General features: G+C 70.7%; 12 protein-coding genes. 3 read left to right on the top strand and 9 right to left on the bottom strand.

What is annotated here, in order from left to right:
* The first annotated feature begins 8 nt into the window (after nucleotides 1-8).
* From AB0F91_RS20640 to AB0F91_RS20630, 3 genes are all read left to right on the top strand, one after another.
* Entirely contained in the window at nucleotides 9-230 is a 222-nt protein-coding gene (locus tag AB0F91_RS20640) for a hypothetical protein (RefSeq protein ID WP_360599377.1), read from the top strand.
* Between the two features lie 154 nt (nucleotides 231-384).
* Nucleotides 385-1329, top strand: a complete 945-nt coding sequence (locus AB0F91_RS20635) for an LLM class flavin-dependent oxidoreductase (RefSeq protein WP_360599375.1) — start codon at nucleotides 385-387, stop codon at nucleotides 1327-1329.
* A 112-nt stretch (nucleotides 1330-1441) separates the two neighbouring features.
* Complete coding sequence (locus AB0F91_RS20630) at nucleotides 1442-2269, top strand: IclR family transcriptional regulator (RefSeq protein ID WP_360599373.1); 828 nt, start codon at nucleotides 1442-1444, stop codon at nucleotides 2267-2269.
* Between the two features lie 301 nt (nucleotides 2270-2570).
* On the opposite strand, the gene AB0F91_RS20625 is transcribed toward AB0F91_RS20630, so the two are convergent.
* The 9 genes from AB0F91_RS20625 to AB0F91_RS20585 are packed head-to-tail and all read right to left on the bottom strand — an operon-like array spanning nucleotide 2571 to nucleotide 12163.
* Nucleotides 2571-4040 (bottom strand): dihydroorotase family protein, encoded by a 1470-nt coding sequence (locus AB0F91_RS20625; RefSeq protein ID WP_360599371.1) that lies wholly within the window; start codon nucleotides 4038-4040, stop codon nucleotides 2571-2573.
* A 31-nt stretch (nucleotides 4041-4071) separates the two neighbouring features.
* Nucleotides 4072-5436, bottom strand: a complete 1365-nt coding sequence (locus tag AB0F91_RS20620) for an FAD-binding protein (RefSeq protein ID WP_360599369.1) — start codon at nucleotides 5434-5436, stop codon at nucleotides 4072-4074.
* Nucleotides 5433-6068: an aspartate/glutamate racemase family protein gene (locus AB0F91_RS20615; RefSeq protein ID WP_360599367.1), complete on the bottom strand. Its 636-nt coding sequence runs from the start codon at nucleotides 6066-6068 to the stop codon at nucleotides 5433-5435. The genes AB0F91_RS20620 and AB0F91_RS20615 overlap by 4 nt, the downstream gene beginning before the upstream one ends.
* Entirely contained in the window at nucleotides 6068-7441 is a 1374-nt protein-coding gene (locus AB0F91_RS20610) for an MmgE/PrpD family protein (protein ID WP_360599365.1), read from the bottom strand. The genes AB0F91_RS20615 and AB0F91_RS20610 overlap by 1 nt, the downstream gene beginning before the upstream one ends.
* Nucleotides 7438-8139 (bottom strand): ABC transporter ATP-binding protein, encoded by a 702-nt coding sequence (locus tag AB0F91_RS20605; protein WP_360599362.1) that lies wholly within the window; start codon nucleotides 8137-8139, stop codon nucleotides 7438-7440. Before AB0F91_RS20605 ends, AB0F91_RS20610 begins: the two co-directional genes overlap by 4 nt.
* Nucleotides 8126-8860 (bottom strand): ABC transporter ATP-binding protein, encoded by a 735-nt coding sequence (locus AB0F91_RS20600; protein WP_360599360.1) that lies wholly within the window; start codon nucleotides 8858-8860, stop codon nucleotides 8126-8128. The genes AB0F91_RS20605 and AB0F91_RS20600 overlap by 14 nt, the downstream gene beginning before the upstream one ends.
* Entirely contained in the window at nucleotides 8857-9906 is a 1050-nt protein-coding gene (locus AB0F91_RS20595) for a branched-chain amino acid ABC transporter permease (RefSeq protein WP_360599358.1), read from the bottom strand. Before AB0F91_RS20595 ends, AB0F91_RS20600 begins: the two co-directional genes overlap by 4 nt.
* On the bottom strand, nucleotides 9903-10919 hold the full coding sequence (locus AB0F91_RS20590) for a branched-chain amino acid ABC transporter permease (protein ID WP_360599356.1): 1017 nt from the start codon (nucleotides 10917-10919) through the stop codon (nucleotides 9903-9905). The genes AB0F91_RS20595 and AB0F91_RS20590 overlap by 4 nt, the downstream gene beginning before the upstream one ends.
* Nucleotides 10916-12163 carry an ABC transporter substrate-binding protein gene (locus AB0F91_RS20585; protein ID WP_360599354.1) on the bottom strand — a complete coding sequence of 416 codons (1248 nt, stop codon included), beginning with the start codon at nucleotides 12161-12163 and terminating at the stop codon, nucleotides 10916-10918. The genes AB0F91_RS20590 and AB0F91_RS20585 overlap by 4 nt, the downstream gene beginning before the upstream one ends.
* Nucleotides 12164-12311: the final 148 nt, after the last annotated feature.

Below are 12311 nucleotides of genomic sequence, written 5' to 3'. Positions count from 1 at the left end.
GGGGAACCATGAGCGAGGAACCACTGGTGCGCGGCCACCGCGTCACCTACTTGCCGGGCAAGCGCAAGCCCGGCCCCCAACGCCTGTGCCGGCGCGGCATCGTGACCGGCCCGCCCGTGCTCGACACCGACGCCGACGTCACCTGGGTCCCCGTCCAGGCCGACGGCACCCACGACGCCGACGAATGGGTCAGCGCCGACGCGATCATCGACGTGGTGGCTCCGACATGACCCAGCCCGACACGCCGATCTTCGACACGCTGATCACGGAAGCCGGTCTCGACTGGCCGGAGGAGACGCCGGCGGACGAACCCTCCTGACGCGGGAACCGGCGAGCGGTACGTTCTCGCTGCCAGGCAAGGAGAACGTCCGGGAGGAAGCCGCCGTGAAGATCGGTCTCGTCACGCCACCGGATCTCGACGTCGCCCAGTTCGTCGAGTACGCGCAGCACGCCGAACGGCTGGGGTTCGACGAGTTGTGGGTGGTCGAAGATTGCTTCTTTCGCGGAGGCGTCGCGCAGGCGGCGGTGGCGCTGGCGAAGACCGAGCGCGTCCAGGTCGGCATCGGGGTCTTGCCGGCCGGGGCGCGGAATGTCGCGTTCGCGGGGATGGAACTGGCGACGCTCGCCGGCCTGTTCCCGGGGCGGCTGCTGGCGGGGATCGGGCACGGGATGCCGGCGTGGCTCCGGCAGGCCGGGGCCTGGCCGCGGAGCCCGCTGACGCTGCTGCGCGAGTATTTCACCGCCGTGCGGGCCATCCTCGCCGGCGAGGGGGTCAGCTTCGACGGCGCCGAAACACGGCTGCGCGACGTCCGGCTGCAGAGCCCGCCGAAGATCGTGCCGCCGTTGTACGCCGGGGTGCGCGGGCCGAAGTCGCTGGCGCTCGCGGCCGAGGTGGCGGACGGGACGATCCTCGCGGAGCCCGTCACACCGGAGTACCTGCGGGCCGTGCGCGAGATCGTCGGGGCGGAGCACGAGCTCATCGCCTACAACGTCGCGGCCGTCGACGACTACTCCGCCCACGCGCGGGCGCTGGCCCGGCAAGCGCTCAGGGCGATCGGAGAGCCGGACTGGGCGCCGCACCTCGCGCCGTTGCCGTTCGCCGAGGAGTTCGCGGCGCTGCGCAGGGCGGCCGGGTCGCGGGAGGAGTTCGCGGCGGCGCTGCCTGACGAGTGGGTGGACCAGCTGGCGGTGGTCGGCACCCCGGCCGCCGTCCGGGCCCGGCTCGCCGAGCTCGAGTCCGCCGGCGCGGGCCACGTCGTGTTCATCCCCGCGGGACCGGACCCCGCGGCGGCCGTGACGGCACTGGCACGGGTCCTGCCGTATCGCTGACCGGAACAGGGTGGTCCCGAAAATGCCCCGGAAACGGTAAAGTGGGCGCCAGCGCGCAGTTCACCCACGTTCCCACCAGCGGAACACAACCAGAATTCCGAGGACCACCGGTTTGAGCACCCACACTACCGCCGGGCGCAAGCCCGCAGCTTCGCCCGACAACGCCGGCACGGAAGCGGCCGCGCGCGTCGCCGACGTGCTGCTGCTCTTCACGGGCGGGCCCCGGTACCTGGGGGTGAGCGCGATCAGCCGGGAGCTGGGGCTCGCGAAGGCCGTGGTGCACCGGATCCTGCAGTCGCTCGTGTCGCGGGAGATGCTCGCCACCGACCCTGGGGTGGCCGGCTATCGGCTGGGTCCGGCGGCGGTGGCGTTGGGGGCGAGTGCGTTGCGGAGGTTCGATGCGCGGACGGTCGCGACGCCGGTGTTGCGGCGGTTGCGTGATGACACCGGCGAGACGACGACGTTGTCCGGGTTGGTCGGCGATGAGCGGGTGTACCTGGATCAGTTCGAGAGTCCTCGTGAGATCAAGATGACGGTCGAAATCGGGCGGCGTTTTCCGTTGCACGCCGGGTCGTCCGGGAAGGTGATTTTGGCGTTCCTGCCGGAGGAGCGGCAGGCAGCGGTGCTGGGGCGGGAGTTGCCGGCGTTGACGGAGAAGACGATCACGGCGGCGGATGATCTGCGGGCTGTGTTGGCGGAGACTGCCCGTGAAGGGGTGGCGGTGTCGTCGGGGGAACGACAGCCGGGGGCCGGGTCGGTGGCGGCGCCGTTGTTCGGGCCGGATGGGGAGATTCACGGGTCGATCAGTATTTGTGGACCGCAGTATCGGTTTACGCCGGAGGCCGTGGGGCGGTATCGGGCGTTGGTGAGGGATGCGGCGGAGGAGATACGGCATAGCTGGGCTTGGCTGCGCGATTCCGGGGAGTCTGCTGGGCGGTGAGATTTTGGTCCTCGCGGGGCGTGTTGCGTTGGGAGTGCACTCCGAAGTTGGATTGTGTTGACGGCCGGTAACCCGTCCGCAAGGAGGCTTCGGATCGGGTGCGGGCCGGGTCTGCGCGCAAGCGTTGTTGCGGTTGTGGTGCGGCGGTTGGGCAGGGGCCAAAGCGCCCCAATGTGGCGTTCGGTGCGCTCAACGCATCGAACGCCGCATTGGGTGCGTTCAGCGCAACCAACGCCGCATCGGGGCGCAAGAAGGTGGGCCCTCCGCGCCGGAGCGTGAAGGGCCCTCCGAGGAGGTTGGGTCAGCGGCCGCGCTTCAGGTAGTGGCCGATGGGGTCGCCGGTGATCTTGCCGTCGGCGTAGACGTGGTGGCCGCGGACGAAGGTGTCGGTGACCTTGGCGGTCATGTCGAAGCCCTCGAACGGGGTGTACTCCTGGGTGGACTCCGAGTCGGCCGCGTGGACAGTCCAGCGGACGTCCGGGTCCACGAGGGCGAAGTCGGCGTCGTAGCCCTCGGCGATGGTGCCCTTGGTGAGCAGGCCGTAGCGGCGCGCGGGGTTCGTCGAGGTGAGCTGGGCGATCCGCTGCAGCGAAAGCCCACGCTTGGTGCCCTCGCCGACGAGGCCGGGCAGCAGGTACTCGGCGCCGCCGAAGCCGGACTTCGCCAGGAAGACGTCGTCACGGTCGGCGCCGAACTTGAGTTCGTCGCGGCAGCAGGCGTGGTCGCTGACGACCCAGTCGACGTCGCCGGCCAGGACGTGACGCCAGAGGGCCTCCACGTCCTCGCGTTCGCGCAAGGGCGGGTTGACCTTGCCACCGATGCCGGAGGCGGTGTCGACGTCGGCGAGGAGGTGGCCGATGGTCACCTCGCGGCGGAAGTCGATGTGCGGGAACGCCTTGCCCATCGTCAGAGCGGCCGAAAGAGCCTTTTCCGACGACAGGTGCAGCAGGTTGATGTTCGGCAGGCCCGTCTCGTGCGCCAGGTACGACGCGATGGTCACCGCGAGGCCCTCGGAGTGCGGCGGCCGCGACGCGCTGTAGGCGCGCAGGCCCGACAGCGTTCCGTCCTGCTCCACCAGCTTCGTGTACGCGGTCATGATCTCGGCCGTCTCGCAATGCAGCGAGAGCGACAGGTGCGGCGCGTACTCGGTGAGGATCTCGCGCGCGTTCTGCACGCCGCGCATCACGAACTCGAAGTGCGCGATGTCGTAGCGCTCGTCGGGCGGGATCATGAGGAAGTCGCTCTGGCTGGTCGAGCGGCCGTGCAGCCCGTGGCTTCCGTAGAACATGAAGATCTTGAACGACGTGACGCCGTGTTCCTCGACGAGGTACGGGATCTCTGAGATGTGCTCGGAGCTCATCGGCGCGAGGTGGAACGCGTAGTCCACGTACGCGTTGCCCTGCGACGCCGAAAGGACCTCGGGGAAGAAGTCGCGGTAGCTGCCGCCCTTGTTCAGGTAGTACTGGCCCGTGCGCATGTACGTCAGCGATGTGGTGACGCCGCCCTGCGCGCTCGCGCGGCTTTCGGTGCGGGTGTCGGTGGCGAGCTCGTTGTAGATGCCCCAGTGCTGGTGCGCGTCGACCACGCCGGGGAAGGCCAGCAGGCCGCGGCCGTCGACCACCCGGGCGGCGTCGTCCTCGGGCAGGTTCGGCGCCACCCGCGTGATCTTGCCGTCGTTGACGGCGATGTCCAGCAGTTCCGGCTGCGACCCGTCCGGGTCGTCGGGCTTGACGACCCGGACGTTCTTCACGAGCAGTTCCGTGGTTGCCATTCTTCTCCTCCGCTTGCGGTGTAAGGGAAAGTCAGTGGTGCCGGCGGGCGACGTCGCCCGCGGCCAGGTAGGCGAGGCCGAACGCGGGCAGCAGCCCGTTGCCCGGCAGGTAGCCCGCGGCGCCGTGGCCGGAGATGCTCGCGGCCGCACCGCCGGCGGCGTAGAGGCCCCGGATCGGATTGCCCTGGGTGTCGAGCACGGCCGCGTTCTCGTCGACCATCAAGCCGCCCTGGGTGTGGAACAACGCGGGCACCACGCGGACCGCGGCGTAGCGACTGGAAAGCGGGCGTTCCCAGTTGGTGCGGCCGAACTCGTCGGTCCGCTCGCCGCGGGCGACGGCGGCCACCGCCGAGAGCTCGTCAGCCAGCGCGTCCGCCGGAAGCCCCGTCACGGCAGCCAGGCCGGCGGCGTCGTCAGCCCACACCAGGGCACCCGAGGCGACGGTGTCCCGGAAGTCCTGGAACGGCTGGCACTGCTCGAAAATCGTCTCGTCCAGCACGATCCAGCCGGTGGAGTCCGGCCGCGCGGCCAGCTCCGCGGCGTACTCCGAGTACCCGCGCGTCTCGTCGCCGAAGCGGCGGCCGCCGAGGTCGACGAGGAACGCGCCGTGGATGATCGTCGCCCAGCCCACGAGCGTGCCCGCGTTGGCCGCGACCGCGCCGTGGCCCTGGTACGCATCAAGGAACCCCGTGGCGGCACCGAGCTTCTCGCCGATGCGCAGCGCGTCGCCCAATGATTGGTCACTGCCCTGATACAGCGCGCTCGCGATCTCCGGCAGATGCCGCGCGACGAGGTCCTTGTCGGCACCGAAGCCGTTGGTGGCCAGCAGCACCGCGCGCGTCGGGATCTCTTCCTCGATCCCGTCCGGGTAACGCACCACGACCGCGCGCACATCGTCCTCGTCGGACAGCACGTCGATCAGCTTGCCCGGCGCCAGCAGTTCGATGTTCTCGTGCTCGGTGACGCGCCGGGCGAGGTGGTCGATCACGCCCGAACCGTGACGGCCGGGGATCGAGTGGCAGCGCGTGACGGCGTGGCCGGGGTAGTTGAAGTCCGTGACCAGGTCGAGGGGCAACCCCGCCGAATCGGCGAGCCACTCGACGAGCGGTGCGCTCACCGAAGCGAGCGTCCGGGCCAGCCGCGGGTCGGCCTGCCCCTTCGTCTTCGCCATGATGTCGGCGACGAACTGCTCCGGCGAATCCTCGACCCCCGCCGAAGCCTGCCAACGCGAGCCCGCGCCGGGGAACATCGCCGTGGACATCGAGGTGTTGTTGCCCCGCCGGAAGTGCTCGCTCGCCTCGACGACGAGCACGCTCAACCCCAGCTCGGCGGCCCGCAGCGCACCCGCGAGCCCGCCACCGGCGCCGGCGACGACGAGGTCCGGTCCGTCGCTCACCGCACCCCCTCGACGGCCAGCAGCCGCATGGCCAGCTCCGTCGGGTCGACGATCCGCGCCGACAGGTCGGCCGGCTCGACGTCGACCGCCGAGCAGCCGTTGATCACCGCCGTCGCGCCCAGCTCGGCCAGCTCGCGCACCGCCGAGCCCAGCGCCGCGTTCCACACCTCGGTCTCGGCGATCGCGGAGAACGGCAGGTCGAGCACGCGAATGCCCGCGAGGTACTCGTCGAGCCCGTACGCGGAGATCCGGCCGGCGAACTCGTCCTTGATGGCCTCGTTGCGGACCACCGCGCCGAACCGCACGCCCTTGCCGGCCAGGTGGGTCGCCGACAACTTGAGGATGCCGTGCACCGGCAGCGCCGGGTCGGCGACTGCGTCGGGCACCGACGGGTCGAGCACGCAGTCCGGGAACGCGAGGTCGAAACCGTCGCCCGCCTCCTTGAGCAGCGCGGCGACTTCCCGCTCCGAGTCCCGCATCGACCTGGCGGTGTCCAAAGTGGCCGGTGCGGTCGGTCCCACGTTGCGCAGCTCGATCTCCAGGCCCGGCGGCGCTAGGCGGTCGTAGCGGGCCTGGCGCCGGGCGACCTCGTCCCCGGGCAGGTGGATGGGCGTCACCGCGAGGGCACGCATCAGTTCAGCTCCTTCTCGTCGGTCCCGGCCAGCTCGCGCAGCGCCGCGCCGACGCGGGGCAGGCCGGGCAGTTCGTGGCCCAGGGCGGCGGCCCGGTCCACGAGTTCGGGCTGCCGCGGCAGCCACGTCTTCAGCAGGCCGAGCACGTCCGGCTCGGTCAGCGGGTGGTGGTCGGCGTCGCCGACCGGGTTGGGCACCTCGCTCGTGAGCGTGGCGCCGTCGTCGAAGCACACCTGCACGCGGGTCGCGCGCTCGTCGGGCAGGCGCGCGGTGAGGTCGGCCGCCTCCACGAGCCGCACGCGCCGCGCCAGCGCACGCACGCCCGCGTCGTCGATGGCCGACCCCGGCCCGACCTCGCCGGTGAGCGCGGCCGTGGCCACCACGAACGGCGTGGAGAACATCGCCGAGAGCCGGTTCGACCAGTCCACTCCGGACAGCCCGGCACCCAGCGCGTGGCTCTCCACCACGATCTTCGTGATGCCTTCCGCGCGGAACCGCGTATCAGCACGCAGCTCCAGCACGGCGTCGGCCGCCGGGTGTGTGAAGGAACAGGACGCGTGCCGCTTGAAGTAGCCGCGCGTGATGTCCCACCGCGAGCCGAGTTCGGTGGTCAGCTGGGCCGCGTCGAACGAGCCGAGCATCGTGCCCAGCGAGAGTGCGGCCGTGCCCGTCGTACAGGCCATGCCCGCCGCCGCCATCCGCACGGCGGCGAGCCCGGACATCGCCGAGGCGCCCAGCCACGCGTTGCGCACCGGGTTGCCGTGCGTCGCGGAGTCGAAGTGCCCGGCGATGGCCATCCCGGCCGCGGTGTCGATGGCCGCCGCGGCCGCGCCGGGCGCGAGACCCAGCAGCCGCGCGCACCCGGCCGCGGCGCCGGGCACACCCCAGCTGCCGTGCGGGTGCGCGCCCGCACGCAGTGAGGTGGCACGGCCGAAGCGCGATGCCACCTCGTACGCGGCCAGCAGTGCCGCCGCCGTGTCGGCGCCGGTGCTGTCCAGCTCGGCCGCCAGCGCCAGCACCGCGGGGAAACCATGGGCCGCCGGGTGGCCCTTGGCGTACTTGTTGCCCTCGTCGAGCTCGAGCGACACGAGCGCCATCGCGTTGAGCCAGGCGGCGGCGTCCGTGGACACCCGCCGCCCGGCGCCGATCAACGGCGAAGGACCGTCCGGTGCCCGCCAAGCCGTGACCAACGCCTGCTGCTCGGCCGGCGTCGCCCCGACCGCCGTCACGCCGACGACGTCGAGCAACACCAGGGCGAGCCGGTCCAGCACGGCGGCCGGCACGGCCGTGACGTCCACTTCGGACACCCACGCGCCGAGCGCCACGGTGGCTGCGGCGGCAGCGACGTCGATGGTGGCCTGTTCCGTTTTCACAGTCCCAAGTACGCCTTCCTGACCCGGCTGTCGTCCGCGAGCTCGGCGCCCGTGCCCGCCAGCACGGTCGACCCGCTCTCCAAAACGTACGCCCGGTCGGCGATGGCCAGCGCCTGCTTGGCGTTCTGCTCCACGAGCAGCACCGCCACACCGGTGTCGCGGATCCGCTGCACCGCTTCCAGCATCGTCCACGTCAGCTTCGGCGACAGCCCGGTCGACGGCTCGTCGAGCATCAGCAGCCGCGGCCCGGCCATCAGCGCCCGCGCGATCGCGAGCATCTGCTGCTGGCCACCGCTGAAGGTCTGCGCGACCGTGCTCCGGCGCTCGGCGAGCACCGGGAACAGGTCGTAGACCTCCTTCAGCGACTTCGCGGCCTGCGCCGTCGTGCGCGTCCACGCGCCCATTCGGAGGTTCTCCTCCACGGTGAGCGTGCCGAACAGCGCGCGGTCCTCGGGCACGTGCACGAGCCCCTCGCGCACGAGCTGGTCGGGCCGGCGGCCCGCGGTCGGCTCGCCGTCGAGCGTGATCGTGCCCGACATCGGTTTCAGCTGACCGCAGATACTGCGCAGCGTCGTCGTCTTGCCGGCACCGTTCGCCCCCACGAGGGCGACGATCTCGCCCTCGGCCAGCTCCAGGTCCACGTCGTGCAGGATCCGCATGCGCCCGTAACCGGCGCAGACCTTGTCAAGCTTCAGCACGGGTCGGCTCCTCCCCGAGGTAGGCGTCGATCACCCGGGGGTCGCTGGTGACCTCTTCGGGCGACCCGACGGCGAGCACGCGGCCCTGATCGAGCACGAGCACGCGGTCGGCCAGCCGCATCACCGCGGCCATGATGTGCTCGATGAACACCAGCGTCACGCCTTCCTGCTCGCGCAGCGTGGCGAGCAGGTCGAGCACGGGTTCCCGCTCGGCGGGCACGAGCCCGGCCAGCACCTCGTCGAGCAGCAGGACCTTCGGCCGCATGGCGAGCGTGCGAGCCAGCTCGAGGCGCTTGAGCCCCGCCGTCGGCAGGTCCGGTGCCGCGCGATGTGCCCACGGCCCGAGCCCCACCCGTTCGACGACGTCGAGCGAGTGCAGGCGCAGCTGCTTCACCCCGAAGCGGTGGTGCTGCGCGGCCAGGCTGACGTTCTCCAGCACCGTCATGCTGGAGAACGGCCGCATCAGCTGGAACGTGCGTACCATCCCGGCGCGCGCGATCCGGTCCGGCGAGCGGCCCGTCACGTCGGCGCCCGCCAGGTGCACGCGGCCGGTGTCGGGCTTCAGCGCACCTGACACCACGTTGAACAGCGTGGTCTTGCCCGCGCCGTTGGGCCCGATGATGCCGAGGATCTCCCCCTCGGCCACCTCGAAGTCCACATCGGTCAGCGCGTGCAGCCCGCGGAAGGACTTGCCGACGCCCTTGACCTCGACCAGGTTCATCGCCGCCACCTCGCTGCCAGCGTTCCGACTATGCCCTTCGGCAGCAACCGCACGATGAGGATCAGCAGCACGGCGTAGAGCACCACGTCGAGCCCGCTGCGGCCCTGCAGGAACCCGAGGAACCCGGGTGGGGTGCGCAGTAGCGTCGCCGTGACGTCGGTGAGCGAACCGACGATGATCGCGCCCACCACCGGGCCCCAGATCGTGCCGATGCCGCCGATCACCACGGGCACGATCGCCTGGATCGAGATCGCGGAACCGAACCCGAGATCGGGGTTCACGAACAGGTAGTACTGCGTGTAGAAGGCGCCGGCCACGGCCGTGATCGCCGCCGAGAGCGCCACCGTCGTCAGCTTGTGCCGCATCACGGGCGCCCCGAGCGAAGACGCCGCCAGCTCGTCGTCGCGGATGGCGGTGACGTAGCGACCGGCGCGCGAGTGCAGGAACCCGATGCTGACGGCGACCGCGGCCCCGGCCAGCACGAGGGCCACCCAGAAGTACGCGGGTGAGTCGGCCGGGAACTGGATGAGCCACAGCGACGAGCCCTGGATCAGCGGCACGCTGAAGCCCACCGACTTGTTGGCGAACGCGCTGCTGGTCACGATCAGCCGCAGCATCTCCGCGAACGCAAAGGTCGCCAGCGCGAAGTACGCGCCCTGCAGCTTGTAGCGGAACGAGAAGTAGCCGATGAGCACGGCGACCGCGGCGGCCACCGCCATCCCGGCCAGCATCCCGATCCACGGCGACACGTTCTGCTTCACCAGCAGGTACGCGCTGGTGTAGGCACCGAGCCCGAAGTACGCGGCGTGGCCGAAGCTGAACATCCCGCCGAAGCCGCTCATGATGTTCCAGCCCACGGCCATGAGCAGGAAGATCAGGATGCGCACGGCGACGGCACCCTGGGCCGCCGGCAGGATCAGCGGCAGCGGGATCGCGATGAGCACGAGTAGCGCGAGGATCGCGTACTGCCGGTTCTGCGGCCGCAGCGGTGGTGCCTTGACCTTCTCGGTCACTCCGGCCGGCCCGGCAATGGTGATGGCGGTCATGCTCGCCTCCCGAACAGGCCCTGCGGACGGAGGAACAGCACCAGCACGAACACCACGAACACACCGAGCAGGGAGCTCTGGCCGCCGAGGTAGATCGTGGTGAGCTGCTCGACCAGCCCGATCAGCAGGCCGCCGACGAGTGCGCCGACGACGTTGCCCATCCCACCGAGCACCACCACCACGAACGCGGTGATGTTGAACTGCTCGCCGAGTGTGGGCGTGACCGTGACGAGCGGTCCCGCCAGTGCCGCGGCGGCGCCCGCGCAGGCCGTGCCGATCGCGAAGGTGACGGTGTGGATCCGCTTCACGTTGATGCCGACGAGCTCCGCGCCCGGGCCGTGGGCGGCGACCGCGCGGATCGCCGTGCCGAGCCGGGTGCGGCGCAGCAGCCAGAACAGGACCGCGCCGAGCAGGATCGCGCCGAGGAACGCGTACAGCCGCGAGCCCGCGACCACCGCGCCCAGCACCGACAGCTGGAAGTCACCCGGCAGCGAGATGCTCTTGGGCTCGGCGCCGAAGAACATCAGCAGCAGGTTCTCCAGCAGCAGCGAGAGCCCGAGTGTGATGAGCAGCTGGTTCTCCAGCGTCTTGCCCGCGGAACCCGACAACAGCCCGCGGTGCACGGCGGCACCGATCAGGAACAACGCCGGGACTGCCACGATCAGCGTGAGGTAGGGGTGCATGCCGGTGCCGGCCACCATGCCGAAGGAGATGAACATCGCGACGGCGAGCAGTGCGCCGTGGGCGAAGTTGACGATGTCGAGCACGCCGAAGATCAGCGTCAGCCCCATCGCGATCAGGCCGTAGAGCCCGCCGGTGAGGATGCCGGTGACCACCGACTGCCAGACCACAAGACCGCTGCCCGACTGCACGAGCGCGACGACGATCGCGACCACGAGCACGACGGCGACCACGCCGGCGCGGCTGAGGAAAGCCTTGCGCTGCTGGGCTTTGGTGTCGTCCGGAGGGGAGAATTCGGGGGCGAGTGTCGCCCCGGGGGAGAGTTCGCTCATGGCCGCCAGTTCACCGTGTAGTCGGGCCGGGATTCGGCTTTGTCCGGGGGGAAGACCTGCTTGACCTGTCCGTCCTGGACCTGCATCAGGACGGGGAACGCGTTGCGGTTGTCGCCGTTGGGGGCAAAGGAAATGGGTCCATGTCCCACGGTCAGGGGAGCGACGGAGGATGTGGCGATCGCATCGCGGACCTTCTCGGGATCGGTGCTCGCGGCCTTCTCGACCGCTTGCGCGATCACCTGGACCGCGTCGTAGGACAGCACGGCGCTGGTGCGCATCGGGTCTCCGAACTGGCGCTGGTACTGCGCGCGCAACGCGACAGTCTGCGCGTTGGTGGCGTCGTAGTGGTAGTTGGCGCTGAAGTAGAGCGCGCCGAGCTTGCCGGCGTCGGTCACGAACTTCGGCTGGTCGAAGGCGCCGTCGGAGACGCCCCACACGGCGTTGAGCGCCGGTTTCACCGAGTCGATCGCCTTCGCCGCGAGCAGGCTGTCGCGGTAGTAACCCGCGATGGCGAGCACGTCGGCGCCCGAGGCCTTGACCTGCGTGATCTGGGCCGTGAGGTCGCTGACGGTGGTGGCGTCGTAGCTGATGTTCGGGCCGATGGCCAGCCCGAGCTGCCGCGCCGCGGCGTTGAACGCGTCGGCCGCGCCGCTGCCGAAGTCGCTCTGCTCGTGCAGGAACGCGACCTTGTGGACCGGTTTCCCGGCCTGTTGCGAAACCTCCTTGAGGTACTGGGCGGCGGCGGTGGCGATCGCCTTGCTGCCGGGCTGCACGCGGAACGAGTACCGGTAGCCGTGGCTGAAGATGGCGTCCGAAGCGGTCACGTCCATCACGAACGGGACCCGGTTGCGTTCCGCGACCACGGCGACGTTGGTGCTCACCGCGCTCTGGTAGGTGCCGACGAGGCTCACGGCGCCGGCGGAGATCAGCCGCTGGGCCTCGCTCTGGCCGATGTCGGCCTTGCCCTGCGTGTCTCCCGTGATCAGTTCGACCTTGCGGCCGCCGAGCGACCTGATGCCGCCGGCCGCGTTGATCGCGTCGACCGCCATCTGCGCGCCCCGGCGCATCTGGAGCCCGTCGACGGCGTTGGATCCGCTGACCGGGTGCAACGCCCCGATCTTGACCGGGCCCTCGTCCCGGTCCGCGGCCGCGCCACCGGCCCCGGCCGGGGCCGAACCTCCGCACCCGGCCGCCGCGAACAGGGCGCACGCGCTGAGCACGGCGGTGAGCTTTCGCGCGGACATGTCACCTCTTCCCAATGGAAGCCTCTTCCCGCTGGCAGCGTCGGCGTTCCGCTTGGAGAAACGCCGGGATTGTTGCCGGACATCGTGACACCGGCCTCCGCGTCAGGTCAATATCTGCGCATAACTTGACGGAACCCCGTGATCAGTG

Source organism: Amycolatopsis sp. NPDC023774 (genome assembly GCF_040639695.1).
Taxonomy (GTDB): Bacteria; Actinomycetota; Actinomycetes; order Mycobacteriales; family Pseudonocardiaceae; genus Amycolatopsis.
This window is presented reverse-complemented; position numbering and strand designations above follow the sequence as displayed.